Source organism: Actinacidiphila acidipaludis, assembly GCF_019890725.1.
GTDB classification, from domain to species: domain Bacteria; phylum Actinomycetota; class Actinomycetes; order Streptomycetales; family Streptomycetaceae; genus Actinacidiphila; species Actinacidiphila acidipaludis.
Window position 1 is genome coordinate 1 of the sequence record NZ_JAINZZ010000034.1, and the last position, 24,237, is coordinate 24,237.

The following is a 24,237-nucleotide window of genomic DNA, read 5'->3' on the forward strand; positions in this document are numbered from 1 at the left end:
ACGATGTGGTCGTTGGGGAGTCCGATTAGAAGGTTGTTTGGCGTGCAGTGAGTGACCTTCGTTCACCTATCTGAGCGAATCCTCGGAAATCGGTCACCCTCTCATGGTGTGATCAGGTAAAACGCGCGCTGAGTGGCGGCCGGGGCCAGGGTGCCCCGGCGCGGCCGGGGAGGGGGAGTCATGACGCTCCGCAGGGGGGAGAACACGCCGCTGCCGACGGATGTCGTGCGGGTGGAGTTCGGCAGGACGGCAGATGGCGGCGGCCCGCGCACCGACCTGTGCGCGCTGCTGCTCACCGAGGACCGGAAGGCGCGCGGGGCAGGGGACTTCGTCCACGCCGCCGCCCCGGTGCACGGGTCGGGCGCGGTGCGGTACGAGGGCGGCACGGCCGCCGGCGGGCGGCTCGTCGACACCCTCGCCCTGGACCTGTCCGCGGTCGAGCCGGGAATCGCCACGGTGCTGGTCGTCGCCCGTGGCGACGGCGGCCCGTTCGGCCGCGTGCCGGACATGTCGGTGCGGGCGTTGGCGAACAACACGGAGGTCGCCCGGTACGACTGCGGCGGTGCCGCGGGTGAGACGGCGTACGTCCTCGCCGAGTGCTACCGGCGGGGCGGCGGCTGGCGGTTCCGCGCGGTCGGCCAGGGATACGCGAGCGGGCTGCCGGACCTCGCGGCGGCGTACGGGCTGGGCCCGGACGCGGTGCCGGCGCTGCCGTCGGTGCCCGCGGGCGGGATCGGCGTTGCCGCGGGCGGTGGGCGGACCGTGCCCGCAACGGCGCCCGGGCCCGGACCTGTTCCAGCGCCCGTCCCCGCCCCGGCACCTGAGCCTGCGCCCGCCCCGGCGCCGGTGCTGCTGACGAAGGTCACCCTGACCAAGCAGGCCCCCGCGGTCTCGCTCACCAAGCAGGGCGCCACCTCGGGAGCGCTGCGCGTGACCCTCGACTGGCAGGCGCAGCAGCGCCGTTGGGGGCAGCGGCCGGTCGACCTGGACCTGTGCGCCCTGTACGAACTCGACGACGGCAGCAAGGGCGTGGTCCAGGCGCTCGGCAACTCCTTCGGCGCCCTCGACCGCCCGCCGTACATCCTGCTCGACGGCGACGACCGGGCCGGCGGCACCGGCGAGCACCTCACCCTCAACCTCGACCGCGCCGCGTCGTTCCGGCGCGTGCTGGTCTTCGTCACCATCTACGAGGGCGCACGCAGCTTCGCCGGACTCCACGCCACCGTCACCCTGCGGCCCGAACGCGGCGCCGAGGTCGACTTCACGCTGGACGAGTGCACGGTCGAGTCGCCGGTCTGCGCCCTTGCCCTGCTGGTCCGCGAGGGCGACGAACTCGTGGTCCACCGGGAGGCGCGGTACCTCGTGCCACGGCGCGGGGTCAGCCCGCAGCGCACGGCCGACTACGCCTACGGCTGGGGACTCGCCTGGAAACCGGGCCGCAAGTGACGGACGCCTGACGCATCGTCAGGAAAAAGGGCCGGGTCACACCAGCGTGTCGTCCGGGCGCGCATAGGTGCGGCCCTTCCAGGCCGCACCGCGTCCCCGGTAGTGCTCCACCGCCGAGTCGACCGTCATCAGCAGGTACAGCGCGGCCGTGTACGGCAGCAGCGGGGCCAGCCACGGCGGCTGGCGGTAGTAGCGCAGCATCGGCAGGTAGGTGCCGGTCATCACCGCCCACGCGGCCAGGCCCAGACCGGCCAGCGGCCACGCCCCGGCGGCGGCGCCCCCGATCGCGGCGGCGGGCGGCGCCAGGTAGATCAGCGCCAGCCCCACGACGGTCCCGGCCAGCAGCGCCGGGCTGTGGCGCAGTTGGGCGTACGCGCTGCGCGAGACCATCCGCCACAGCTCACCCAGACCCGGGTACGGACGCACGCTGTCCACCCGCTCGGCCAGGCCCAGCCAGATCCGCCCGCCCGAGCGCTTGACGGCGCGCGACAGCGCGACGTCGTCGATCACCGACTGCCGGATGGCGTCCGGCACGCGCGCGGCCTCCGCCGTCGCCGAACGCAGCAGGACGCAGCCGCCGGCCGCCGCCGCGGTGCGCGAGCCCGCGCGGTTCACCCAGCGGAAGGGGTAGAGCTGCGCGAAGAAGTACACGAAGGCCGGCACGATCAGGCGCTCCCAGCCCGTGGTGACCCGCAACCGGGCCATCTGGGACACCATGTCGAGGTCCGCGGCGACGGCGGCGGTCACCAGCGAGCGCAGGCTGTCCGGGCGGTGGGCGATGTCGGCGTCGGTCAGCAGCAGGAACTCCGCGCCGCTCCGCTCGCGCGCCTGGGCCATGCCGTGACGGACCGCCCACAGCTTGCCGGTCCAGCCGGCCGGGGGCTCGCCCGGCGAGGTCACCGTCAACGGCAGTCCGCCGTGCGTGGCGTGGAGGGAGCGGGCGAGGTCGCCGGTGCCGTCCGTGCTGCCGTCGTCGACGAGGAAGACGGTGGCCGGGCCCGGGTAGTCCTGGGCGAGGAGGGACGGCAGGCTCACGGGCAGGACCTCGGCCTCGTCCCGGGCGGGGACGACGACCGCGACGGCCGGCCAGGTTGCCGGTTCGGCGCCGGTGCGGGGGAGGCGCACATCCGTGCGCCAGAACATTCCCTGGGCCAGGAGGAGCCAGAGCCAGGCGCAGAGCGCCACCACGGCAATCACGATCATCGTGTCCACGGTGGGCAGTCTGCCGTACCGCGCCCTCCGCCGGGATACGGCTCTCCTCGCAGGGTCCGGCCCTGCCTCCGTCCGCCGGGATACGGCACTCCTCGTTGCGGGCGCGGCCGGCGCGTCGGCGGCTCTCCGCCGGTGGTGGGCCCGGCGGGCTGCGCCCGCCAGCTGCTCCCACCGCGCCACCCGTGCACCTCGCGTCGTGGGGTGCGGGTGGCCCCAGCCGCGGTGTCCGTTGCCTCGGTGACCGCGCGCCGGTGGCCGGTCCTGCGCGGTGGGGGTGGAGAGGGCGGGGAGGGCGTGCGCTTATGGTGGGGGCGTGAAGATCGGGCTGGTGGACTCGGGGATCGGACTGCTCGCCGCGGCTGCGGCCCTGCGGCGGGTACGCGCGGACGCGGACCTGGTGCTGGCGTCGGACCCGGAGGGCCTGCCCTGGGGGCCGCGCAGCGCCGACGACGTGACGGCCCGGGCCCTGGACTGCGCACGGGCCGCGGCCTCGTACGGCCTGGACGCCCTGGTCGTCGCCTGCAACACCGCCTCCGTGCACGCCCTGCCCGCCCTTCGTGCCGCGTTCGAGCCGGACCTGCCGGTCGTCGGCACGGTTCCGGCGATCAAGCCCGCCGCGGCCACCCACGGCACGGTGGCCATCTGGGCCACTCCCGCGACGACGGGCAGCGCCTACCAGCGCGCGCTGATCGAGGAGTTCGGCAACGGCGCCGAGATCACCGAGGTGCCGTGCCCGGGTCTGGCGGCCGCCGTGCAGAGCGCCGACGGCGAGGCCGTCGCCGCGGCCGTCGCGGCCGCGGCCGAACTCACCCCGGCCGGCGTCGGCGCCGTCGTGCTCGGCTGCACGCACTACGAACTGGTCGGCGAGCTGATCTCGGCGGCCGTCCCGGGGGCCGCCCTGTACGGTTCCGCGGACGCCGTCGCCGCCCAGGTGCTGCGCCGGATCGGCGCCGCGCCCTACCCCGGGTCGCTCACCGCCGAGGACCGGTCCGGAACCCTGGACGTGCTGCTCAACGGCCGTCCGTCGCCGCTGCCGGACGTCGCGCTGGCGTATCCGGAAGGTGTGCTGCTGGCGGCCGCGCCCGCCACGGCGTGACGCAGGACGCTGGCGCGAACGCCTTCGCTGAGTACGCTTCGACCATGACGCACGCTCCTCGGCCGGCGAACCGTGCGCCCCAGGTGTGGACGGGCCGGGCCAGTAATCGTATGCAGTGGCTGCTCGCAGGGACGGGCGCCGCGTGCCTGGCCCTGGGCATCCTGTTGGCCGTCAACGGCCCCGGCGCCTCGGGACTGGTCCCGCTGGTGATGTCTGTCGTGGGCTGCCTGGCCGTGGGCCTGCTGGTGCTGTTCGGCACCGTCGCCTTCACTCATGTGCACGTCAGCATCGACCGGGACGCGGTGCACGTGCGCTGCGGCCACATCGGTGTCCCGCGGCGCCGGATCCCGATGAAGGACGTCAGCGGCGCGCAGCTCGCCCCGGTGGTCAGCCCCAGGGCGTGGGGCGGCTGGGGGTACCGCTGGCGGCCGGAGAAGGGCACGGCCGTGGTGGTGCGGCGCGGTCCCGGCGTGGTCATCGACCTCGGCACCGGCCACCGCTTCACCGTGACCGTGGACGACGCCGAGGGCGCGGTGCAGACGATCCGCGACCTGCTGCACACGCGCGCGCGCCCCTCGGGCCGCGTCTGACCCGTCCGGCCGAACCGGTCCGCGCCGATTCCGCGGGCCCCGGTCGCGGCCGCCCGGGCCGCCGAAGCCGGGACGTCTCACTCGGACGGCTCAACGCCGCCGTTCGGTCAGAGCTCCGGGTTCAGCGGCTGCGCCGTCGCCAGTCCCGCGACGAACCCCGCGCTCGCGGTCACGACCGCATAACTCAGCACGTGGTCGACGGTGGCCAGCATGGCCAGACCGGTGAGCGCCGCACCGGCGGTCAGGACCACGGGAGTCGGACGTGACGAACGCCACAGAGCGCACAGCACCCACCCGAAGGCCGCTGCCAGCAGCAGCACTCCGGGCACGCCCTGCTCGGCCGCCAGCTGCAGCGGCGCGGACTGGGGCGACGGCGCGGCCGGCCCGTCGGCGGCCGGCAGGCTGCTGCTCTCGTCGCCGAACCGCTCGGGGCCGACGCCCCGCAGCGGGTGGTGCTCGGCGACGGTGACGGCCTCGTGCCACAACTGCACGCGCGGCTGGGTGAGCTGGCCGGTCAGCGACTCGGTCAGGCCGGCCGGCAGCGCGTCCACCGCGACCGCGTAGCTCGTTCCGGAGGCCAGGATCGCGGCGATCGCCAGCCCGGCGAGGCCGAGCAGACGGTGCTCGCGCATCCGGGCCGCGGCCAGGGAGCAGAGCACGACGGCGGCGCCCGCGGCGAAGGCGGCGGCCGACCCGAGCGCGAGGGCGGTCACCACGGCGCCCGCGCCCAGCAGGCGCAGGGCGGTGCGCCGCACCCGGCCGGCGCAGGTCCAGGCGGCGCAGCAGGCCGCGCCGGTCGCCAGCACCAGCAGGGCCGCGTCGGCGTTGGCGTAGCCGAGGGGCGGCGGCCCGGCGGCGGCCGACAGCCGGGAGGGCGGGACGAGGACCAGGCCGAGCACGGTGAGGGCGGCGAGCGCGGGCGCCAGCACCGGAAGGAGCGCGCCGAAGATCCGCCCGGCGGCGTACCCCGCGGCCACCGCGAGCAGGGCGAGCAGCGTGCCCTCGGGGCGGGCCGGCCGGCCCGCGGCGGCGACCAGCGCCCAGACGGCGCAGCACACCATGACCACGACGCCGGCCGCGTCGGTGGCGCCGCTGTGCGGCCGCCCGGCGCGCAGCGGCGCGCCGGCGGCGTCGCTCCGGCCCGCGCGTGCCGCGTCCGGCGGGCCGCCCGCCGTCATGTCCATCCCCCGGTACCCCCTGCCGCCACCCGGCCGCGACGGGGTGGCCCGTCACGCCCGCGTTCCCCGCGTGGGCGCTCTCCTGCGGTCACCGTAACGGGTGCGGGGGCCCGCTGTGGATATGTTGTGCGGGAACCTCGCCGTACTTGTGAAACCTGGTACTGATGTGGCGTTCACCCTCCGTCTCGTAGGCTCGGGCCATGGCGATTCCCCAATTCATCCAGGACATCCGCGCGAAGGCGGGGGACACCCTGCTGTTTCTGCCCGGCGTGGTGATGGTGGTCTTCGACGATCGTGGCCGCGTCCTGCTCAACCGGCGCGCGGACTCCGGGAAGTGGGCCCTCATCAGCGGCATCCCGGACCCGGGTGAGCAGCCGGCCGAGGCCGCGGTGCGGGAGATCCACGAGGAGACGGGCGTGAGCGCCGTCGTCGAGCGGGTGCTCAGTGTCTTCACCAACGAGCCGGTGCTCTACCCCAACGGCGACCGGGCGCAGTACATCGACATCGTGCTGCGCTGCCGGGCGGTGGGCGGCGACGCCCGGGTGAACGACGACGAGTCCCTGGACGTGGGCTGGTTCGCGGTCGACGAGCTGCCGGAGCTGGGCCCGATCGCCCGCGGCCGGATCGCGCTGGCGCTGCGCGACGAACCGACCTGGTTCGCCCCGGCCGACGCCCTGCCATAGCCAGCCGCACCGCGATTGTTTCGTCAACATGTTCAATCTTTGCGTGAAAACTGATTGAACCTTACGCCTCTCTTCTGATGGGATGCCTCTGCTCCGGCGCGTCCTGACCCGCGCCGGAGCACAGCACACCGCACGCGGCCGGCCCGGACGGGCCCGGTCGCGCACTCGGGGGGAGGGCGCAGGTGTCCGAGGCCGCCACAACCGATCCGTCCGGTACCGCGGGTCCGGCCGCCGCGGACCGCCCCGCCGAGGCGGCCGCGCCGCTGATCGAGGCGGCCGACCTGCGGAAGGCGCACGCCGCGCGGGGCGACGGCACACCGACCGAGGCCGTCGCCGGCATCGACTTCCAGGTCCGGCGCGGCGAGGCCTTCGGTTTCCTCGGCCCCGACGGCGCGGGCAAGTCCACGACCATGCGCATGATCGCCGCCGTGTCACCGGTGTCCGGCGGGCGGCTGCGCGTCCTCGGCATGGACCCTTCGGTGCGGGGTCCCGAGATCCGGGCCCGGCTCGGCTCGGTACCCCAGGACGACACCCTGGACACCGAGTTGACGGTCCGCGAGAACCTGCTGGTCTACGGCAGGTACTTCGGTCTGCCGCGCGCGGTGGTGCGTCAACGCGCCTCCCGCCTGCTGGAGTTCGCCCGGCTGGCGGACAAGGCCGACGAGCAGGTGGAGGAGCTGTCCGGGGGCATGCGCCGGCGGCTGACCATCGCCCGCTCGCTGGTCAACGACCCGGAGATCCTGCTGCGGGACCCGTCCTGCTCACCGGGCTGGCGTTCGGCACGCCGCTGATGGCCTGGGCGGTGACCGTCGAGCGGCAGGACAGGCTCAACGGGCTGTACCGCTTCGTGGTCATGCCGCTCTACATGTTCTCCAGCACCTTCTTCCCGGTCGGCCAACTCCCCGTCTGGGCGCGGCCGCTCGCCGCGTGCTCGCCGCTGTACCAGGGCGTGGAGCCCGGGCTCGCCGGTCCCGCCGCCCTGGTCGAGCGCAATCTCGTCATCCACCGCCACACCTGGTACCTGCTGCTGGCCGAGATCTTCGAACCGCTGCGGTACCTGCTGTCGACGGGCCTGGGCATCGGCGCCCTCGTCGGCCGGGTGCCCGGCCTCGGCGACCCCTCGGTGCGCTACGTCGAGTTCGTCGCCCCCGCGCTGCTCGCCACCGCCGCGATGAACGGGGCCATGAACGAGACCACCTTCACCGTGTTCGGCAAGCTGAAGCTGCTGCGCACCTACGACTCCATCCTGGCCACGCCGCTGCGGGCCAGGGACGTGGCCGTCGGCGAGGTGCTGTGGGCGCTCCTGCGGGGCACGGCGGTGACGGTGGTCTTCGGCACGGCCGCCATGGCGCTGGCGCTGCGGCGTCTGGAACGCACCCTCACGCGCTGACCGCGGCGGCGCGGCGTCCCTCCCGCCGCGGCGATGTCACATCCCGCTCGGCCGGTCCTCTCTTGAAGGCACACGAGCTGAGCGAGACCACGGGCGCGCGCCGCCCGCGGGCAAGGAGGAACATCGTGAAAACGTTGCGGGGCAACCCCTGGGCGGTCCTGACGGTGCTGTCCCTCGGGTTCTTCATGACCCTGCTCGACCTGACGATCGTCACCATCGCGATCCCGGACATGGTCGAGCACCTGGACGCGTCGCTCGACCAGATCCTGTGGATCACCAACGCCTACACGCTGGCGCTGGCCGCGCTGATGATCACTTCCGGCCGGCTGGGTGACCTGATCGGCAAGAAGCACCTCTTCACCGGCGGCGTCGCCCTGTTCACCCTGGCCAGTCTGGCCTGTGGCCTGTCGGGCGACCCGGCCGCACTGGTCGCCTTCCGGGCCGTCCAGGGCCTGGGCGCGGCGCTGCTGCTGCCGCAGACGCTGTCGATGATCGTCGACGTCTTCCCCGCCGGGAAGCGCGGCGCGGCCCTGGGGGTGTGGGGCGTCGTCGCCGGGCTCTCCGGCGCCGCGGGCCCGACCGTCGGCGGCCTGCTGGTCAGCGACCTCGGCTGGCGGTGGATCTTCTTCGTCAACGTGCCGGTCGGGGTGGTCGCCGTGCTCGGCGCGCTGCTGTTGTTCCCGCGGCCCGCCCGGACGGTCCGGCACCGCTTCGACGTGCCCGGCGTCATGCTCTCCTCGGCCGCGCTGTTCCTGCTGTCGCTCGGCCTGATCGAGGGCCGGAAGTACGACTGGAACGGCTGGATCAGGACCAGCCTGGTCGCCTCCGTCGTGATCGGCGGGGTCTTCCTGCTCCAGCAGCGCGGCCGCCAGGACGACGAGCCACTCGTGCCGTTCTCGCTGTTCCGGGACCGCAACTTCGCGCTGATGAACGTCCTCGGCGTCGCCATCTCGTTCGGCGTCGTCGGCCTGTTCCTGCCGATCACGGTCTATCTGCAGTCGGTGCTGGGCTACAGCGCGGTCAAGGCCGGTGTGGTCCTGCTCCCGCTGTCGATCGGCACGTTCGTGATGGCGGGACCGGCCACCGTGCTGGCCGCGAGGATCGGCGGCCGGTGGATCCTGATGACGGGGTTCCTGCTGTTCGCGGGCGGCCTGGCCTGGGTGATGGGGGCGGCCGGCGTCGGCGGGAGCTGGACCGGCCTCGTCGCCCCGCTGTTCCTGATGGGCGCGGGCGCCGGCTGCACCTTCGCGCCCATGGCCGGCGAGGTGATGCGCAGCGTCCCGCCCCGCCTCACCGGCGCCGCCTCGGGGGTCAGCAACGCGCTGCGCCAGGTCGGTTCGGTGCTGGCCGGTGCCGTCGTCGGCGCCGTACTGCAGGGCCGGCTGGCCTCGTCGCTGAAGGATCAGGCGGCGCGCCGGGCGGGCTCGGTGCCGCGGGCGTACCGCGGCGGCTTCGTGCACGGCTTCGACACCGCGGGCCGGCACCTGGAGGTTGCCGGGAACCCTTCCGGCCGTACCGTTCCCGCCACCGCGCCCCCCGGCGTCGCCCAGCGGATCCAGGACGCGGCCGCGGCGGTGTTCCGGCACGGATTCGTCGACGCCATGCGGCCCACCCTGCTCGTCGCGGTCCTCGTGATGGCGGCCGGCGCGCTGTCGTGCCTGTTCGTCAGGACGTTCGACGGCGCCTCGGCGAACCCGCACGGCCTGCCGCTGTCGGAGGAGGAGATCGCGGCGGCGGAGGCCGCCGGGGAGCCGCCGCGGGGTAGCGCCGGCGGTCCGCCGGAGATGACCCGGCGGTGAGGCGGACGTCCTCCCCGGCCGACCGCCACGCCACCCCTGGCCGGTCTCCCGGCCGAGCCCCCGACGGGCCGCGCGCCAGGGCCTCAACCCACCGCTGGCCAGGGGACTTTGTCAGTGCTTGGCGGTAAAATCGACAGTGTTCGAGAGGGTTGGCCGACGCCTCTGGAGGATGCCGATGGCTGCTGCCGTACTGCCCCTGCCGATGTCCCTTCCGATGCCCCTGCCGAAGAAGCCGCTGCCCGCGGGCCGGCCGCGCGAGTGGTACATCGCGCACAACCGCAGGCTCAAGACCATGCGCCTGGTCATAGCCCTGCTGGACTCCGGTGTGTACGACCCGGCCCAGGCCGGCAACGGCCGCATCCGGGCGACGGCGGACCTGATCGGCGTGCACCCGCCGTCCGACGTCACCTGCCGCATGGTGCGGGCGCTGCTGGGCTACGGGCGCTGACCGTCCCACGCGGACCGTCCCGACCCGCGACGGCCCGGAACTCCTCGTCGTTCAGGAGTCCCGGGCCGTCCCGGCGGCCGGCCGCTGTTCAGACCTTGCGGTAGTCGTAGGCCTCGGTGGCCGCCGCGGTCACGGCGTCGATGTCGGCGCCGGCCGACGCGGACACCACCGCGGCCACGGCCCCTTCCAGGAACGGCGCGTCCACCAGCCGTGCGCCGGACGGCAGTTCGTCGTCGGCCAGCAGTGCCTTGACGGTGAGGACGGCACTGCCGAGGTCGGCCAGCACCGCCACCCCCGCCCCGCGGTCGACCGACCGCGCCGCGGAGGCGATCAGATCGGAGCTGGTGCCCAGCCCACCGTCGGGCCCGCCGCCGGCCGGCGCCACCGGTACCTCGGCGGCGCCCCCGGTGAGGTTCGCCGCGAGCTCCGCGACCGCCCTGGCCACGGCGGCGCTGTGCGAGACCAGGACCACGCCGACGAGCGGCGCGGCGTTCGGGGACGCCCCCGGGTTCGCGGACGACGACGATGCGCTCATGCCCCGGCCTCCCGTGCCGTGTCGGCGAACGCCGTGATCAGCAGGGCCGACGAGGTCGCCCCCGGGTCCTGGTGGCCGATGCTGCGCTCGCCCAGATAGCTCGCCCGGCCCTTGCGGGCGCGCAGCGGAATGGTGGCCTGCGCGCCCTCGTCGGCCGCGGTGGCCGCCGCGGCGAACGCCTCCGCGGTCCCGCCGCCCGCGTCCAGCGCGCCCGAAAGAGCTTCGAGGGCGGGCAGCAGCGCGTCCAGCATCGTCTTGTCACCCGCCGCGGCGCCGCCGAGCTGGCCCACGCCCTCCACACCGGCGCGCAGCGCGTCCCGCAACTGGGCCGCGCCGACCACCGGTTCGTCCCCGAGCCGCTTGCCGGCGCGGCGCAGCAGCGTCCCGTAGAGCGGGCCCGACGCCCCGCCCACGCTGGAGATCAGCTGCCGGCCCACGGCCACCAGCACGCCGCCCGGCGTGTCCGGCGGCTCCTGCTCCACGGCGGTGTGTGCCGCCGTGAAACCGCGGCGCATGTTGGTGCCGTGGTCGGCGTCGCCGATCGCCGAGTCCAGTTCGGTCAGGACCGGGGCCTCGCGGTCGATGGCGGCGGTCGCCGCATCCAGCCATCGGCGCAGGAACGCCGCGTCGATCGGTGGGCCGTCGGGAGGGAGCGCGTTCATACGGTGCCTTTCCGCGGGTGCCGTACGGGTCGGACGGGCGGTGTGCGGGGAGCGACGGGGGCCGTCGCGGTGACGCGGTGTGTGGTGGTCAGTAGCCCCAGCGCAGTCCCGGCGTCGCCACCGGCGCGTCCCACAGCCGCAGCAGTTCCTCGTCGACCTGGCAGAGCGTCACCGAGCAGCCCGCCATGTCGAGGGACGTGACGTAGTTGCCGACGAGCGTACGGGCCACCGCGACCTTGCGCTCGGCCAGCACGCGGTGCACCTCGGCGGCGAAGCCGTAGAGCTCCAGCAGCGGCGTCGCGCCCATGCCGTTCACCAGCGCCAGGACCGGCGCGTCCGGGCGCATGTCCTCCAGGATCGCGTCCACCGAGAAGTCCGCGATCTCGCCGGACGTCATCATGGCGCGGCGCTCACGGCCCGGTTCGCCGTGGATGCCGATGCCCAGCTCCAGCTCGCCGTCGGGCAGATCGAAGGTCGGGCCGCCCTTGGCCGGGGTGCTGCAGGCGGTCAGCGCGACACCGAAGCTGCGGGAGGCCTCGTTGACCTGGCGGGCGAGGGAGGCGACGCGGTCCAGCGGCGCGCCCTCCTCGGCGGCCGCACCCGCGATCTTCTCCACGAAGAGGGTCGCGCCGGTGCCGCGGCGGCCGGCGGTGTAGAGGCTGTCGGTGACCGCCACGTCGTCGTTGACCAGCACCTTGGCGATCTGGACGCCCTCGTCCTCGGCGAGTTCGGCGGCCATGTCGAAGTTCAGCACGTCACCGGTGTAGTTCTTCACGATGAACAGCACGCCCGCCCCGCTGTCCACCGCGGCGGCCGCACGGGCCATCTGGTCGGGGACGGGGGAGGTGAAGACCTCGCCCGGGCACGCGGCGTCGAGCATCCCCCGGCCGACGAATCCGCCGTGCAACGGCTCATGGCCCGAACCGCCGCCGGACACCAGACCGACCTTGCCCTCGAAGGGCGCGCCCTTGCGCATGATGATCCGGTGTTCGACGTCCACGGTGAGATCCGGATGTGCCGCGGCGATCCCGCGCAGCGCGTCGGGTACCACGGTCTCGGGGACATTGATCAGCATCTTCATGAGTACCTCCAGGTGAGACGGGTGCCGCACGGGAGACCTGCACTCCCTCCAGTATCGGTCGGGGAGTGACCCCCGTCACGGACGCGCGGCGCAGCGCGGCCGGGGCGTGCGGCCGACCGGGTAAGCTCGGCCGTGCGGCCCGCTCCGGCGCGCCGCGCGGCGGTGGGGCCCGCCGCACCCGAACCGCGGCACTCCCGCCGCCAACGGTCCCTGCTTGCGAGAGGCATGCCCGAGCTGTGGCGTGCCGTCGTCCTGCGAGTAGGAGCACTTCCGTGGCTGATGCACCGATGCCGGCGGTCGACGACCCGCTGCACCCCGATCCCGCTCTCGTCGCCCGGCGGCGTTCTCGGCGCCCGGGCCGTGGCCAGGGCCCGGTCATCGCCGTGGTGGCCGTCGGCGGGGCGATCGGGGCCTGCGCCCGCTACGGCGCCGGGCTCGCCTGGCCCACGCCCCCGCACGCCTTCCCCTGGACGACGCTGGTCGTCAACGCCGTGGGATGCGCGGTGATCGGCGTGTTCATGGTGATCATCACCGACGTGTGGGCCGCCCACCGGCTGGTGCGGCCGTTCTTCGGCACGGGTGTCCTCGGCGGTTTCACCACGTTCTCGACCTACGCCATCGATGTCCAGCGGCTCGTCGACGGCGGCCAGCCGCGCACCGCCCTGGCCTACCTGGCCCTCACCGTGGTCGCGGCGATGGCCGCGGTGTGGGCGGGGGCGGCCGCCACCCGCCGCGTCGTCGCCTGGAGGCAGCAGTGAGACTCACCGGACCTGCCATGCGCCTGACCGTTCTCATCGGCGAGAACGACTGCTGGCACCACAAGCCGCTGTTCACCGAGATCGTGCACCGCGCCCACCGCGCGGGACTGGCCGGCGCGTCGGTCTTCCGCGGCATCGAGGGCTTCGGCGCGTCGTCGCTGATCCACACCGCACGCCTGCTCTCGCTGAGCGAGGACCTGCCGGTCGCCGTGGTGATCGTCGACACCGAGGACCGCGTCCGCGCGTTCCTGCCCGAGCTCGACGAGCTGGTCACCGAGGGCCTGGTGGTCCTCGACCCCTGCGAGGTCATCCGCTACACCGGCCGCGGCGCGACGGACGGCGCGACGGACGGCGCGACGGACGGCGCGACGGACGGCGCGGCGGGCGGAGCGTCGGACGCGGCGGGCGGCGCGACGGAGGAGGGGCGGCGGTGAACTGGCTGCTGGTGATCGCCGGGGCGGTGGTCGGCGCGCCGCTGCGCTATCTCACCGACCGCACGGTGCAGGCGCGCCACGACAGCGTCTTCCCGTGGGGCACCTTCACCGTCAACGTGGTGGGCAGCACGATCCTCGGGCTGGTGGCCGGGGCGGTGTCCGTGGGCGCCGCGTCGGCCCATGTCCAGCTGCTCCTCGGGACCGGGCTCTGCGGCGCCCTGACGACGTACTCGACGTTCTCCTACGAGACGCTGCGGCTCGCCGAGGACGGCGCGCGCTTCTACGCGACCGCCAACGTCGTCGGCAGCATCGCCGCCGGACTCGGCGCCGCCTTCACCGGCAACGCCCTCGCCCACGCCTTCTGGGGCTGAGCCCGCCGCCGGATCACCAAAGCCCGGCGTGCCGCCGCGGCAGCACGGGCCGCGCCCCCGCCGGATCACGACGGCCTGACGCCGTCCAGCCACTCGTCCCAGGTCTGGACGCCCCGCGCGCCCTGCCCGGCGGGCAGCAGCCCGCCGTCGGCCATCGCCGAGAACACCGCGCCGGGCAGCCGCGGCGACAGCACCAGACGGCGGCTGCCGCGGGACTTCAGCAGCCTGCGGGTCAGCGCGGCCATGTCCTCCACCCGGGGACCGGCGAACTCGGGCGCCATGCCCTGCGGCGGCCCCTCGACCAGGTCCACCAGGGCCCCGGCGACCTCCCGGACCGCGACCGGCTGGGTCGCCATCGGCGGCACCAGCACCACCGGTCCGGCCATCCGGTCGAGCAGTTGCTGCGGGAACTCGTGGAACTGCGTGGCCCGCAGCACCGACCACGGCAGCGGGCCGGTCCGTACCAGCTTCTCCTGGAGGCGTTTCCCCTGGTAGTAGCCGAGGCCGACCCGGTCGATCCCGACGATGGACAGCGCCACGTGGTGGCGGACCCCGGCCCGCGCCCCGGCGGCCAGCAGGTTCCGGCCCGCCGTCCCGAAGAATGCCTCGGCCTTGCGGCGGCCCGTCGTCACGACGTTCGACACGTCGATCACGGCGTCCGCGGATTCCAGCGCGGAGTCCAGGCCCCGGCCGGTCATCAGGTCCACTCCGCGCGAGCGGGCGACGACCACGGGCTCATGACCCCGCGCCTCCAACGCCTCGACCACGTGCCGCCCCGTCACCCCGGTGCCGCCTGCCACCGCTACGCGCATCATCTGCATCCTCTCGCCGTGCCTGGACGGGTCCCCGGGCCAGGGCGGCCCGGCGGCGCGATCACGGCGCGGACACCGGGATCTTCGGCGTGGCGGCAAACGCGGCGCTCGGCGTCATGGCGACACCGCGGACCGTCACGACGCGGCCGGTCGCCACCTTCGCACACGCCATGCCGGCGGCGGTGCGGACCCCCGGCGCCGAGGGGGTGGCGATGCCCGCCGGGGCCTCGAACGCCTCGTCGGGACCCGGCCGGACGGTGGCCGACGGCCGCGCCGAGCCCTGCCCGGCCTTGCCGTCGGCGCGGGCCGGGCCGGCGGTGTGCGGCGGGACGTCCGCGGCGAGCATCGAGAAGACGTGGTCGGCGCCCGGCCCGGGCACCAGCCGGTTGTGGTCGCCGGGGTCCGGGATGCTCGGCATGGTGGTGAAGCCGAAGCGGGCCGACGGCACCTTGCGGACGTCCTGGGCCAGGCCCGCGAGCCGGTTCACCGACGCCAGTCCCGGATCGACGGTCAGCGCCTTGGTGGCGGCGTCCGCGAGGTCCAGCATCCCGGAGGGATCGGTCAGCGAACCGCTGCCGCGCAGCCGCCGGGCGAGCGACGCGAGAAAGAGGTGCTGGGCGTCGGTCCTGCCCAGGTCGCTGCCGTCGCCGAAGGAGTGCCGCGAGCGCAGGAACTCCAGCGCCGCCTCGCCCTTGAGCGAGTGGTCTCCCCGCGCGAGCTTCAGGTGCGAGTAGGGGTCGTAGACGTTGCGGTCGACGCACACCGGGACGCCGCCCACCGCGTCGGACAGCCGCACCACGCCCGCGAAGTCGGCCAGCACGAAGTGGTCGATGGGGATGCCGGTGAGGGTGTGCACGGCGGCGACCGTGCAGCCCGGGCCGAACTGCAGCGTGGAGTTGACCGGGCCGCGGTGGGCGGGCGCGACGCCGCCCTTGGGCCGGCGGCAGGCCGGCAGGTCGGTGACGGTGTCCCGGGGGATGCTCAGCACGGTCGCGTGCGAGCGGTCCGCCGACAGGTGCAGCACCATGTCGACGTCGGCGTTCTGCCCGGGGCCGCAGTCGCCGCCGAGCCGGCAGTCGGCGCTGCCCGCACGGGTGTCGGAGCCGATGACCAGGACGTTGACCGGGGTCCTGCCGAAGGCGTCCGGGCGTTCGTGGCCCGCGTCGCCGACGATCCCGCCGAAGAGCGGCATGTCCCGCAGGTTGCCGTTGAGCCGGAAGTACTCGAAGGCCACGCCCGCGGCGGTCAGCAGCACGGCCACCGAGAGTCCCACGGTGAGCCAGCGTACGAGGGGACGCCGGAGGGGACGCCGGGGGGAGCGCGGCGGCCCGTCGTCGTCGCCCTGGCCGCGCGGTGCCAGTCGTCGTGGGTCGGCCCACGCGAAGCGTCGGTGCTGCTGTTCGTCCCGGTCGGCCATACGTGGGTACGTCCTCGCATCGTCCCCGGGCCGGCGGGCACGGGCGCCTACCGGCGGATCTGCCGAGTATGTCCCACTACCGGACGGTTTCCCGGCTGCCCACGCGGAGAGGGGGAGCGGCGGGCCGGCGGGCGGCGACGGTGAGCCGCGGGCGAGCGGCGGGCGAGCGGCGGGTGAGCGGCGAGGAGGGGCGGGCGGCGGTGCCAGGCCGGGGGCGAGCGGTGGGGGCATGCCGTGGTGGCCGGGATCCGCCTCCGCGGCCGGGCTCCCGCGAGCTACCGTGGGCGGCGAAGGAGGCGCCCATGCGTGACGCGGACCCCGGGCTCTTCGGGCCCGACTCGGTGACCTGGCAGATGCACGGCGACCCCGTCATGTGGATCGCCGGAGTGCGCGCCCTGTACCTCCAGGCCCTGCACCCGCGGGCGGTCCGCGGTGTCACGCAGAACTCCGACTTCCGCCGCGACGCCTGGGGCCGGCTGCTGCGCACCGCTTCCTTCGTCGGCGAGATCACCTACGGCACGACACTGGCCGCGGAACGCGCCGGGGCCCGCATCCGCGGCATCCACCGCAAGCTGTCCGCCGTCGATCCCGGCACCGGCGAGCGGTACGGCGTGGACGACCCCGATCTGCTGCTGTGGGTGCACTGCGCGGAGATCGACTCCTATCTGAGCGTCGCCCGGCGCTCCGGCTTCCCGCTCACCGACGCGCACGCCGACGCCTATGTGGACGAGCAGCGTGAGTCGGCCCGGCTGGTCGGCCTGGACCCGGCGGACGTCCCCGCCGACACCGGGGAGCTCGCCCGGTACTTCGAGAAGGTCAGGCCCGACCTCGCCGCCACCCCGGAGGCGTTCGACGTGGTCAGGTTCCTGAAGGCGCCCCCGGTGCCCCGCGTGCTGCTGCCCGCCCGGCTCGCCGTCTGGCAGAGCGTCTCCGGCACCGCGTTCGCCGCGCTGCCTCCCTTCGCCCACCTGCTGTACGACCGCAGGCCGCCGTCCGAGGCCGCGGTCACCCGCCGGCTGCGCGTCGGCGGACGGCTGCTGCGGACCATCCCGGCGACCGTGCGCTGGCAGCTGCCGCCCGGTCACATCCTCAAGGCCGTCGGCCGGCTGGGTCCCGGAACGCATCCTTCCGTGCGGCGGCTGCCGCCCCCGCCGGACCTTCTGCCCTGATCCGCTGTCCCCCCTCGCGCCGCTCGCCCGCATACTGGGACCGGGGAAGCACCAGAGGAGTACCGGGGGCGGCGGCGCGCAATGGCGTTGGGACAGGCAGCACAACCAGAGCACCCACAGGAACCGGACCACCCAGACCTCTCAGGACACTCGGACCACTCGCAGCACGCCGGACGGCCGGATTCCGGCCCGGATCCGCACCGCGCGGGCACCTCGGGCGGCGGCACGCTCATCCAGAACCGCTACCGGCTGCACGAACTCGTCGGCCGCGGCGGCATGGGCGAGGTGTGGCGTGCCCTGGACGAGTCGCTCGGCCGCCGGGTCGCCGTGAAGTGCCTGAAGCCCTCGACCGGCCACTTCGGCGACGCCGGGTTCACCCGGGTCCTGCAGGAGCGGTTCCGGCGCGAGGCCCGCGTCGCCGCGTCGCTGCAGCACCGCGGCATCACCGTCGTGCACGACTTCGGCGACCACGACGGCGTGCTGTTCCTGGTGATGGAACTGCTCGACGGACGCAACCTGCTGCAGATCCTGGACGACGCCCAGCGGCACCCGCTGCCGGTCCCCGACATCAGCGACATCGCCGAACAGGTCGCCGCCGCCCTCGCCTACACCCACGGGCAGGGCGTGGTCCACCGCGACCTGAAACCGGCCAACATCATCCGGCTCACCGACGGCGCGGTGAAGATCTGCGACTTCGGCATCGCCCGCCTCGGCCACGACATCGGGTTCACCTCCCGTCTCACCGGCTCCGGCATGGCCATGGGCACCCCGCACTACATGTCGCCCGAGCAGATCGACGCGGCCGAGGTCGACCACCGCAGCGACCTGTACTCGCTCGGCTGCGTCCTGTACGAACTGGCCACCGGCGCACCGCCGTTCGACCTGGGCGACCCCTGGTCGATCCTCGTCGGACACCGCGACACCGCGCCGGAACCGCCGCGCTCCCGGCGGCCCGAACTGCCCGCCGAGATGGAGCGGCTCATCCTGGACCTGCTCGCCAAGGACCCGGAGGCGCGACCCCAGGACGCCGCCGACGTCTGCGGCCGGCTGAAGGCGATGCGCGCCGCCGGTGTCGCGGCGGCCGCGCGCCGGCCGGACCGGCTGCCCGGCTGGGCCCGCGGCCTGAGCACCGGATCGGCCGCCCGATCCACCCGCGTCCACCGTCCGGCGGCCGGGCCGCACCACGCACTGACCGGCGCCTGGTCGACCCGGACGACGACCGCCGTGGCCGCCGGACCGGAGGCGCTGGACGCGCTGGCGGCCCGCCAGGCCGAGGCCGCCGACCTGGGCCGGATCGGCAACTGGCAGCAGGCGTACGAGCTGCACAGCGCGGTCTGCGCCGAGCGCGAGCGTGTGCAGGGCCCCGAGCATCCGGCGGCCCTGGCCGGCCGGTACGAGGCCGCCGGGTGCCTGAGCCGCCTCGGCCGCGCCGAGGAGGCGCTGCGCCTGTACACCTGGATCGCCGAGGTCCGCGGCCGGGTGCTCGGCCCCGACCACGACGACACGCTGGCCGCCCGGCACGAGGCCGCCTACGAACTCGGGCGGCTGGGAAGGCACTTGGAGGCGCACCAGGAGTACGCCGCGGTGCTCGCCGCGCGCGAGCGCACCGTCGGCGCCGACGACCCCGACACCCTCCAGTGCCGGCACAACCTCGCCGTCAACCTCGGCCGGCTCGGCCGCGCCGAGGAGGCGTACACCGAGGCCGCGCTGGCGGCCGCCGGCCGCACCCGGGCGCTGGGCCCGGACGACCTGGACACCCTGCTCACCCGCTGCGAGGTGGCCTACGCGCTGGGCCGGCTCGGGCGGTGGGGCGACGCGCTGGACGCCTACCGCGCGGTCGCCGAGGCCCGGGCGCGCACCCTGGGCGCCGGGCACGGCGACACCCTCGCCGCCCGTTACGAGGCCGGCATATGCCTGAGCAGGCTCGGCCGCAGCGAGGAGGCGCGCGGGCTCTTCGAGGAGCTGGTCGCCGCCCGCACGCGGACGTCGGGGTCCGCAGATCCCGAGACCCTGCGGGCCCGGCACGCGCTCGGGGTGAGCCTCGGGCTGCTCGGCCAGTGGGACCGGGCGCTGGCCGAGGCCCGGGAGGTCGCCGCGATCCGCGAGCGGGTGCTCGGGCCGGCCGATCCCGACACGCTCGCCGGCAAGCGGGAGATCGCCGTCGCCCTCGGGTGGCTCGGGCGCTGGGCGGGGGCGCTCGCGGTCTACCGCGAGGTCGCCGACGCCCGCGAGCGCGTCCTGGGCGCGGCGCACCCCGACACCCTGATGAGCCGCACCGACGAGGCGCACTGCCTCGAACGCCTCGGCCGCGAGGACGAGGCCCGGGCCCTGCACCGTCGGGTCGCCGCCCGCGGGGGCGACGGGCCGGAGGAGCTGTGAGGCCGGGGGCCGGCGCCGTGCCGCACGGGCTCGCGTCGGCCGTGAGCGAACGCCCGGCCGCCGCGGGCCGGGTGCGGAAGGCGGTTCCCGCCGCTCCCCGCCCGACCGAAGAGCGCCGTCCAACTGGCGGATAGGGCAGGCGTGTTGGGCGCTTTCTCAGCACTTCGTCCGGAGGTACCCCGGATCGCCGGAGCGGAGGGTGAGGGCGCCTCCCGGCTGCCCAGCGGCAGGCGGGTCGTGCCGGACAGGCCGTAGGCTCGCGGCATGGGCGAGGTGTCGACGTACCAGGTGAACGGGGTCCTGCTGGCCTGCGAGACCGACGGTCCGCAGGACGGTCCGCCGGTGATGCTGCTGCACGCGCTGGGGGAGGATCGCGGCTCCTGGCGCGCGGTCGCCGCCGGACTGGCGGCCGACGGCTGGCGGACCCTCGCGGTCGACCTGCGCGGGCACGGCGAGAGCGGCCACCCCGGTGCCTACGCCTTCGAGTCGATGCGGGACGACGTCCTGGCCCTGCTGGACGCCCTGCACCTGGACACCGTGACGCTGGTGGCGCACTCGATGGGCACCGTCGCCGCCTCGCTGGTGGCGATGGACCGGCCGGGTGCCGTGCGGCGGATGGTGCTGGAGGAGGGGCCGATGCCGTTCCCCGCCGATCCGCCGCGTCCCGTGCCGGCCACGGCCCCCGAGGAGCCGACGCCCTACGACTGGCGCGTCGTGCCGGCGGTGGCCGGGCAGCGCAACGCCCCGCCCGCCCGCCACCTGGCCGGTCTCGCCGAGATCACCGCGCCCACGCTGGTGGTGGCCGGCGGACCCCGAAGCCACATCCCGCAGGACCAGTTGGCCCGCACGGCCGCGGCGATCCCCGGCGCCCGGCTGATCACCATCGAGGCCGGTCACATGGTGCACGATGAGCGGCCGGACGATTTCCTCGCCGTGGTACGGGACTTCCTCGGCCGGCCGCCGGCGCCCGACAGCGAACCGCCGGTGGCGTTCGTGCCGGTGCGCGTCACCGCCGGCCGGCTGCGCGCCGAGGTGGCCGGGTTCGCGGCGCTGCTGGTGGACGCCGTGGACTCCGGCGCCTCCGTGGGCTTCCACGGCCCGCTCGCCGTCGGCGACGCCGTGGCGTGGTGGGAGGCGCTCGCCCGGGACGTGGCCGCCGAACGCGTCGAGCTGTGGGCGGCGTTCGACTACGACGGAGTGGTCCGCGGCACCGTCCAGCTGCACCGCCCGGACTCCCCGAACGCCGGCCACCGGGCGGAGATCGCCAAGCTGCTCGTCCACCGGGCCGCCCGCCGCAAGGGCCTGGCCCGGATGCTGCTGCGGGTCGCGGAGGCATCGGCCTGGGGCGACGGAGTGCGGCTGCTCCTCCTCGACACGCAGACGGGCAGCGCCGCCGACCACCTGTACCAGGCGGAGGGCTGGACGCCGGCCGGAACGGTACCGGACTACGCGGCCGACCCCGGGGGAGTGCTGCGCCCCACCACGTTCTTCTTCAAGTCCCTGCCGGACGAGGCCGTCTGACCCATTCCCTCGGGACGGCGGTCATTCGGCCCGCGACGCGGGACATGCCGCCTCGTTCGGCCCGCGACGCGGGACACGCTGGTTCGTTCAGCCCGTGACGCGGGCGGCGATCGTCCGGGCGCACTCCTCCGCGCCGGACCCGCCGGTGTCCACCTCCAGGTCGTACTCCACCCCGCGGTGCACCAGTTCGGCCTGCAGGCGGGCCATCCCGGTCTCCCGGTCGCCGCGCGCCGCCTCCCGGGCCGCCGCGATGTCCGGATCGCAGCGGACCGCGACCCAGAGCACCTCCAGGCCGGTGAGCGCGTCCCGCCACCGGGCCTGTGACCGCGGGCCGCCCAGGAACACCTCGTCCACCACCACCGGGACCCCGGCGCGGACGACCGCGGCCACGCCCTGCGCCCACGCGTGGTCCAGGCGGCGGAACTCGTCGCCGGTCACCACCGCGCCGCCGGAGTCGAAGCCGATGCCCTCGCCGCCCGCCCGGAGACGGGCGGGCATGGCGTCGACCAGCGTGTCGGCGCCGAACGTCAGCCAGGCCCCGGGGAGCAGGTTCTGAAGGCAGCGGGCGATGCTGCTCTTCCCCGAACTCGAGCCGCCGTTGAGCATGATCACATGGGTGGGCACGATCGCCACCGTAGGCGGAGCGCCGGGGCGGGGCCAGCGGATTTCCGCGGTCCCCGCCCGAGCGCCCTCACTCCGGCCCTCACCGCCAGTCCGCGGCGAACGCCCGGGCGGGGTTGCCGGTGAAGATCGCCTCCGCGGCCTCCTCGCCGAGCGCCGAGGCGATCCGCGGCCGCAGCACGCGCAGCAGGAACGGGACGCCCGGCCCACCGCCGGTCGACGCCCGCCCCGCGGCCGACGTGGTGTCCCCGCCGAGCAGGAGCTGTCCGGTGTGCCCGGCCGCGGCCAGTTCCTCCAGGCACTCCAGCAGCCGCCAGTCGGTGGCGTGATGGGCCCGGGAGGGGCCGTCGAACGCCAGGAACGCGCCGGAGGCCGCCAGTTCGCGGTGGATGCCGGGATCGGGGAAGCGGTTCAGGTGGCCGAGCAGGATGCTCGCCGCCGGGACGCCCAACTCCCCGTGCAGCAGGCCCAGGACGTCCACGGCCGCGGTGCCCATCTCGTGGTGGACGCCGATCGGCGCCCCCGTCGCATGGTGCGCCTCGGCCGCCGCCGTCATCACCCGCCGGGTGTGGGCGTCCAGCCCGTGGAACATGCCCGCCACCTTGATCATCCCGGCCTTCGCCGTGCCGCGCGGGCCGTCCGGGTCGTCGCCGTCCAGCAGACCCTCGGTGAGCTCGGCGACGAAGAACGCCGCCAGGCCGTGTTCGCCCCGTCCGCCGAGGCGCTCGAGCAGCGCCGGATCGTAGTGCGCTGCCTGGTGCATCCCGGTCGCCGCGATGACGTGCACCCCGGCGGCGCGGGAGACCGCGGGCAGCGCGGCGGCCCGGCGCCCCAGGCCGAACGGCGTCCACTGGGCGAGGGCGCCGCCGCCCAGCGCCGCGAAGGACTCCAGTTCGGCCCGCGCCGCCGCCGGGTCGTCCAGTTCCTGCCCGGCGAGCGCGGGCGCGGCGAAGAACAGGTGGTCGTGGGCGTCGCACACCCCCAGCTCCGCGGGCGCGACGTCACCGAGGACGGTACGGACGCGGCTCATGAGCCCTCCTCGGCGGGATCGATCCCAAGGTCCTCGAACACGGCTCCGGCGACACGCAGTCCGGCGAGCGCCTTGGGCACGCCGACGTAGGGGACGAGGTGCACCATCACCTCGACGATCTCCCGGGGCGCCATCCCGATCCGCAGGCTGTTGCGCACATGGTCGTCCACCTGCGGATCCACTCCGCCGAACGCGGTGAGCGCGGCCAGCGTGGCGATCTGGCGGTCGCGTGGCGCCAGCCCCTCGCGCTGGTAGGTGCCGCCGAACAGGCAGGTCACGATCCAGTCGGCGAAGCCCGGGGCCAGCCGGTCGAGGCCGGCCAGGGTGCCCTCGACGGTCTCCGGGCCGGCGAGTTCGCCCAGCAGCCGGTAGCCGGCCTCGCGGTCGGCCGGTGCGGGCCGGGTCACCACTGCCGCCCCGCGGTGAGAGAGCCCAGCTCCGGCCGGGACAGATGGAGCACCCGGTAGCGGTCGGTGTGCTCCTCCGGCGGCGCGGCGTCCTGCCAGAGCGTGAAGCGGACCAGTTCCCAGTGGCGCGGGTCGACGGCCAGGGCCGCCGAGTGGACGCCGGGCGCGGCCGTCCGCTCGGTGAGTGCCTCGACCTCGGTCTCGATCACCGTGGCGGGGTCGTCCGCAGGGTCGATCGGCCGGGTCGTGCGGGACGCGGCTCGCGGGGCCCCGTCGACGGCGGGTCCCTGGGCGAAGGCCAGCCCGGTCCAGTGCTCGACCGCGGGACGGCCGAAGTCGGCTGCCAGGGACCGGAATCCGGCTCCCCGGAGGAAGGCGTTCATGCCTTCGGAGGTGTTCCAGAGGTAGAAGGGCGCGTACTCGTTGACCGGTGAGCCGTCCGTGCCGCGCTCGCGCACGAGGTACGCCTTCAGGCCGAGCCCCGGAAAGGTGTCGAGGAGGCCGCCGCGGGTGGCGACCCGTTGGTGGATGATCCCCATGTCGTAGTCGGCGGGCAGGGTGATGCGGTAGTTCATCGCGTGCACGGTCGAACTCCTCCGGAAAGGGGGACGGTTCAGGTACGGCAGGGGCGGTTCAGGGACGGGCGGCGGTGAGCAGGGCGAGCGCGCCGCGCACCGCTCGGTCGAAGGGCTCGCGCGAGCCGGCCGCGCGGGCGAGGACGTAACCGCCCTGGACCACGGCGGCGATCGCGGCGGCGGTGTCCGACGGGTCGAGTTCCGGGGCGAGTTCGCCGGCGGCGACCCCGTCGGCGACGATTCCCGCGAGGCGTTCGCGCAGCCACACGAAGGTCTCCTCGACCGGCCGGCGCAGCTCGTCGCTGTCGATCACGTCCGGGTCCATGGCCATCCGGCCGACCCGGCAGCCCCGCAGTGGCTCGCGCTCACGGGTGAGATAGGCGCCGATGCGTGCGACGGGTGTGGCGCCCTCGGTGAGCACGGCGTCGGCCTGCGCGCGGAGTTCGGCGGCGCTGCGGTCCATCGCGGTGACCGCCAGGTCCGCCTTGCCGCGGAAGTGGTGGTACATGCTGCCCTGGCCCGCCCCCGCGCGTTCCTGGATGGCCTTGGGGCTGGTGCCGACGTAGCCGCGTTCCCACAGCAGTTCCTGAGTGCTGGTGATCAGTCGCTCGGCGGTGTCCATT

The 24,237-nt window shown here is 74.9% G+C and carries 26 protein-coding genes; 14 read left to right on the plus strand and 12 right to left on the minus strand.

Translation table 11 applies throughout. The features are described from left to right. Nucleotides 1-180 precede the first annotated feature (180 nt). A complete protein-coding gene (locus K7862_RS23635) occupies nt 181-1,446 on the plus strand; it encodes a TerD family protein (protein ID WP_222965804.1) in 1,266 nt (421 codons plus the stop codon). A 36-nt stretch (nt 1,447-1,482) separates the two neighbouring features. Here K7862_RS23635 and K7862_RS23640 read toward each other — a convergent pair whose 3' ends face one another. After that, nucleotides 1,483-2,649, minus strand: a complete 1,167-nt coding sequence (locus K7862_RS23640; protein WP_222965916.1) for a glycosyltransferase — start codon at nt 2,647-2,649, stop codon at nt 1,483-1,485. Nucleotides 2,650-2,971: 322 nt separating this feature from the next. Here K7862_RS23640 and K7862_RS23645 point away from each other — a divergent pair, with 322 nt between their 5' ends. Continuing rightward, nucleotides 2,972-3,754 carry a glutamate racemase gene (locus K7862_RS23645; protein ID WP_222965806.1) on the plus strand — a complete coding sequence of 261 codons (783 nt, stop codon included), beginning with the start codon at nt 2,972-2,974 and terminating at the stop codon, nt 3,752-3,754. A 44-nt stretch (nt 3,755-3,798) separates the two neighbouring features. Continuing rightward, nucleotides 3,799-4,344: a hypothetical protein gene (locus tag K7862_RS23650; RefSeq protein ID WP_222965808.1), complete on the plus strand. Its 546-nt coding sequence runs from the start codon at nt 3,799-3,801 to the stop codon at nt 4,342-4,344. A gap of 107 nt (nt 4,345-4,451) precedes the next feature. On the opposite strand, the gene K7862_RS23655 is transcribed toward K7862_RS23650, so the two are convergent. After that, nucleotides 4,452-5,528 carry an O-antigen ligase family protein gene (locus tag K7862_RS23655; protein ID WP_262413678.1) on the minus strand — a complete coding sequence of 359 codons (1,077 nt, stop codon included), beginning with the start codon at nt 5,526-5,528 and terminating at the stop codon, nt 4,452-4,454. A 194-nt stretch (nt 5,529-5,722) separates the two neighbouring features. Here K7862_RS23655 and K7862_RS23660 point away from each other — a divergent pair, with 194 nt between their 5' ends. The 5 genes from K7862_RS23660 (at nt 5,723) to K7862_RS23680 (ending at nt 9,842) form a co-directional block, all read left to right on the plus strand. Then, entirely contained in the window at nt 5,723-6,205 is a 483-nt protein-coding gene (locus tag K7862_RS23660; RefSeq protein ID WP_222965810.1) for an NUDIX hydrolase, read from the plus strand. A gap of 182 nt (nt 6,206-6,387) precedes the next feature. After that, on the plus strand, nt 6,388-6,996 hold the full coding sequence (locus K7862_RS23665; protein ID WP_308012140.1) for an ABC transporter ATP-binding protein: 609 nt from the start codon (nt 6,388-6,390) through the stop codon (nt 6,994-6,996). Then, nucleotides 6,996-7,595, plus strand: coding sequence for a hypothetical protein (locus K7862_RS23670; protein WP_222965813.1), 600 nt, complete (start codon nt 6,996-6,998; stop codon nt 7,593-7,595). The genes K7862_RS23665 and K7862_RS23670 overlap by 1 nt, the downstream gene beginning before the upstream one ends. A 125-nt stretch (nt 7,596-7,720) precedes the next feature. Then, on the plus strand, nt 7,721-9,394 hold the full coding sequence (locus tag K7862_RS23675) for a DHA2 family efflux MFS transporter permease subunit (protein WP_308012141.1): 1,674 nt from the start codon (nt 7,721-7,723) through the stop codon (nt 9,392-9,394). 169 nt (nt 9,395-9,563) lie between these two features. Next, entirely contained in the window at nt 9,564-9,842 is a 279-nt protein-coding gene (locus K7862_RS23680) for a hypothetical protein (protein WP_372461641.1), read from the plus strand. An 88-nt stretch (nt 9,843-9,930) separates the two neighbouring features. On the opposite strand, the gene K7862_RS23685 is transcribed toward K7862_RS23680, so the two are convergent. The 3 genes from K7862_RS23685 to dhaK form a co-directional block, all read right to left on the minus strand. Next, entirely contained in the window at nt 9,931-10,377 is a 447-nt protein-coding gene (locus K7862_RS23685) for a PTS-dependent dihydroxyacetone kinase phosphotransferase subunit DhaM (RefSeq protein ID WP_222965817.1), read from the minus strand. Then, nucleotides 10,374-11,039, minus strand: coding sequence for a dihydroxyacetone kinase subunit DhaL (gene dhaL / locus K7862_RS23690; protein ID WP_222965819.1), 666 nt, complete (start codon nt 11,037-11,039; stop codon nt 10,374-10,376). Before dhaL ends, K7862_RS23685 begins: the two co-directional genes overlap by 4 nt. A gap of 88 nt (nt 11,040-11,127) precedes the next feature. Continuing rightward, nucleotides 11,128-12,120 carry a dihydroxyacetone kinase subunit DhaK gene (gene dhaK / locus K7862_RS23695; RefSeq protein ID WP_222965821.1) on the minus strand — a complete coding sequence of 331 codons (993 nt, stop codon included), beginning with the start codon at nt 12,118-12,120 and terminating at the stop codon, nt 11,128-11,130. A 287-nt stretch (nt 12,121-12,407) separates the two neighbouring features. Between dhaK and crcB (K7862_RS23700) the strand changes: the two genes are divergently transcribed. The 3 genes from crcB (K7862_RS23700) to crcB (K7862_RS23710) are packed head-to-tail and all read left to right on the plus strand — an operon-like array spanning nt 12,408 to nt 13,683. Next, nucleotides 12,408-12,878 carry a fluoride efflux transporter CrcB gene (crcB, locus tag K7862_RS23700; protein WP_222965924.1) on the plus strand — a complete coding sequence of 157 codons (471 nt, stop codon included), beginning with the start codon at nt 12,408-12,410 and terminating at the stop codon, nt 12,876-12,878. A gap of 17 nt (nt 12,879-12,895) precedes the next feature. After that, complete coding sequence (locus tag K7862_RS23705) at nt 12,896-13,312, plus strand: DUF190 domain-containing protein (protein ID WP_222965823.1); 417 nt, start codon at nt 12,896-12,898, stop codon at nt 13,310-13,312. Then, nucleotides 13,309-13,683, plus strand: coding sequence for a fluoride efflux transporter CrcB (crcB, locus tag K7862_RS23710; protein WP_222965825.1), 375 nt, complete (start codon nt 13,309-13,311; stop codon nt 13,681-13,683). The genes K7862_RS23705 and crcB (K7862_RS23710) overlap by 4 nt, the downstream gene beginning before the upstream one ends. A gap of 65 nt (nt 13,684-13,748) precedes the next feature. Here crcB (K7862_RS23710) and K7862_RS23715 read toward each other — a convergent pair whose 3' ends face one another. Both K7862_RS23715 and K7862_RS23720 read right to left on the minus strand, forming a co-directional pair. Beyond that, entirely contained in the window at nt 13,749-14,498 is a 750-nt protein-coding gene (locus tag K7862_RS23715; RefSeq protein ID WP_262413681.1) for an SDR family oxidoreductase, read from the minus strand. 58 nt (nt 14,499-14,556) lie between these two features. Further along, nucleotides 14,557-15,768, minus strand: coding sequence for an LCP family protein (locus tag K7862_RS23720; RefSeq protein WP_308012142.1), 1,212 nt, complete (start codon nt 15,766-15,768; stop codon nt 14,557-14,559). 446 nt (nt 15,769-16,214) lie between these two features. Here K7862_RS23720 and K7862_RS23725 point away from each other — a divergent pair, with 446 nt between their 5' ends. From K7862_RS23725 to K7862_RS38305, 3 genes are all read left to right on the plus strand, one after another. Further along, complete coding sequence (locus tag K7862_RS23725; protein WP_222965829.1) at nt 16,215-17,081, plus strand: oxygenase MpaB family protein; 867 nt, start codon at nt 16,215-16,217, stop codon at nt 17,079-17,081. A gap of 81 nt (nt 17,082-17,162) precedes the next feature. Continuing rightward, nucleotides 17,163-19,460, plus strand: a complete 2,298-nt coding sequence (locus tag K7862_RS23730) for a serine/threonine-protein kinase (protein WP_222965831.1) — start codon at nt 17,163-17,165, stop codon at nt 19,458-19,460. Nucleotides 19,461-19,724: 264 nt separating this feature from the next. Further along, entirely contained in the window at nt 19,725-20,981 is a 1,257-nt protein-coding gene (locus K7862_RS38305) for a bifunctional alpha/beta hydrolase/GNAT family N-acetyltransferase (protein WP_222965833.1), read from the plus strand. An 87-nt stretch (nt 20,982-21,068) separates the two neighbouring features. Here the strand turns inward: K7862_RS38305 and cpt are convergent, their stop codons facing one another. The 5 genes from cpt to K7862_RS23760 all read right to left on the minus strand — a co-directional run bounded on the left by cpt (nt 21,069) and on the right by K7862_RS23760 (nt 24,236). Next, a complete protein-coding gene (gene cpt, locus K7862_RS23740; protein WP_222965928.1) occupies nt 21,069-21,587 on the minus strand; it encodes a chloramphenicol phosphotransferase CPT in 519 nt (172 codons plus the stop codon). A gap of 97 nt (nt 21,588-21,684) precedes the next feature. Beyond that, nucleotides 21,685-22,632 (minus strand): phosphotriesterase family protein, encoded by a 948-nt coding sequence (locus K7862_RS23745; protein WP_222965835.1) that lies wholly within the window; start codon nt 22,630-22,632, stop codon nt 21,685-21,687. Beyond that, nucleotides 22,629-23,039, minus strand: a complete 411-nt coding sequence (locus K7862_RS23750; protein ID WP_308012144.1) for a carboxymuconolactone decarboxylase family protein — start codon at nt 23,037-23,039, stop codon at nt 22,629-22,631. The genes K7862_RS23745 and K7862_RS23750 overlap by 4 nt, the downstream gene beginning before the upstream one ends. Further along, complete coding sequence (locus K7862_RS23755; protein WP_222965839.1) at nt 23,036-23,623, minus strand: DUF4865 family protein; 588 nt, start codon at nt 23,621-23,623, stop codon at nt 23,036-23,038. The genes K7862_RS23750 and K7862_RS23755 overlap by 4 nt, the downstream gene beginning before the upstream one ends. A 49-nt stretch (nt 23,624-23,672) precedes the next feature. Beyond that, on the minus strand, nt 23,673-24,236 hold the full coding sequence (locus K7862_RS23760) for a TetR/AcrR family transcriptional regulator (protein ID WP_262413683.1): 564 nt from the start codon (nt 24,234-24,236) through the stop codon (nt 23,673-23,675). Nucleotide 24,237: the final 1 nt, after the last annotated feature.

Excerpts from the sequence above, each read along its gene's own strand:
- K7862_RS23635 (WP_222965804.1), top strand. The coding sequence starts at position 181 with ATGACGCTCCGCAGGGGGGAGAACACGCCGCTGCCGACGGATGTCGTG.
- K7862_RS23640 (WP_222965916.1), bottom strand. The coding sequence starts at position 2,649 with ATGATCGTGATTGCCGTGGTGGCGCTCTGCGCCTGGCTCTGGCTCCTC.
- K7862_RS23650 (WP_222965808.1), top strand. The coding sequence starts at position 3,799 with ATGACGCACGCTCCTCGGCCGGCGAACCGTGCGCCCCAGGTGTGGACG.
- K7862_RS23655 (WP_262413678.1), bottom strand. The coding sequence starts at position 5,528 with ATGGACATGACGGCGGGCGGCCCGCCGGACGCGGCACGCGCGGGCCGG.
- K7862_RS23660 (WP_222965810.1), top strand. The coding sequence starts at position 5,723 with ATGGCGATTCCCCAATTCATCCAGGACATCCGCGCGAAGGCGGGGGAC.
- K7862_RS23670 (WP_222965813.1), top strand. The coding sequence starts at position 6,996 with ATGGCCTGGGCGGTGACCGTCGAGCGGCAGGACAGGCTCAACGGGCTG.
- K7862_RS23680 (WP_372461641.1), top strand. The coding sequence starts at position 9,564 with ATGCCGATGGCTGCTGCCGTACTGCCCCTGCCGATGTCCCTTCCGATG.
- K7862_RS23685 (WP_222965817.1), bottom strand. The coding sequence starts at position 10,377 with ATGAGCGCATCGTCGTCGTCCGCGAACCCGGGGGCGTCCCCGAACGCC.
- dhaL (WP_222965819.1), bottom strand. The coding sequence starts at position 11,039 with ATGAACGCGCTCCCTCCCGACGGCCCACCGATCGACGCGGCGTTCCTG.
- dhaK (WP_222965821.1), bottom strand. The coding sequence starts at position 12,120 with ATGAAGATGCTGATCAATGTCCCCGAGACCGTGGTACCCGACGCGCTG.
- crcB (WP_222965924.1), top strand. The coding sequence starts at position 12,408 with ATGCCGGCGGTCGACGACCCGCTGCACCCCGATCCCGCTCTCGTCGCC.
- K7862_RS23705 (WP_222965823.1), top strand. The coding sequence starts at position 12,896 with ATGCGCCTGACCGTTCTCATCGGCGAGAACGACTGCTGGCACCACAAG.
- K7862_RS23715 (WP_262413681.1), bottom strand. The coding sequence starts at position 14,498 with ATGATGCGCGTAGCGGTGGCAGGCGGCACCGGGGTGACGGGGCGGCAC.
- K7862_RS23725 (WP_222965829.1), top strand. The coding sequence starts at position 16,215 with ATGCGTGACGCGGACCCCGGGCTCTTCGGGCCCGACTCGGTGACCTGG.
- K7862_RS23730 (WP_222965831.1), top strand. The coding sequence starts at position 17,163 with ATGGCGTTGGGACAGGCAGCACAACCAGAGCACCCACAGGAACCGGAC.
- K7862_RS38305 (WP_222965833.1), top strand. The coding sequence starts at position 19,725 with ATGGGCGAGGTGTCGACGTACCAGGTGAACGGGGTCCTGCTGGCCTGC.
- cpt (WP_222965928.1), bottom strand. The coding sequence starts at position 21,587 with ATGCTCAACGGCGGCTCGAGTTCGGGGAAGAGCAGCATCGCCCGCTGC.
- K7862_RS23745 (WP_222965835.1), bottom strand. The coding sequence starts at position 22,632 with ATGAGCCGCGTCCGTACCGTCCTCGGTGACGTCGCGCCCGCGGAGCTG.
- K7862_RS23760 (WP_262413683.1), bottom strand. The coding sequence starts at position 24,236 with ATGGACACCGCCGAGCGACTGATCACCAGCACTCAGGAACTGCTGTGG.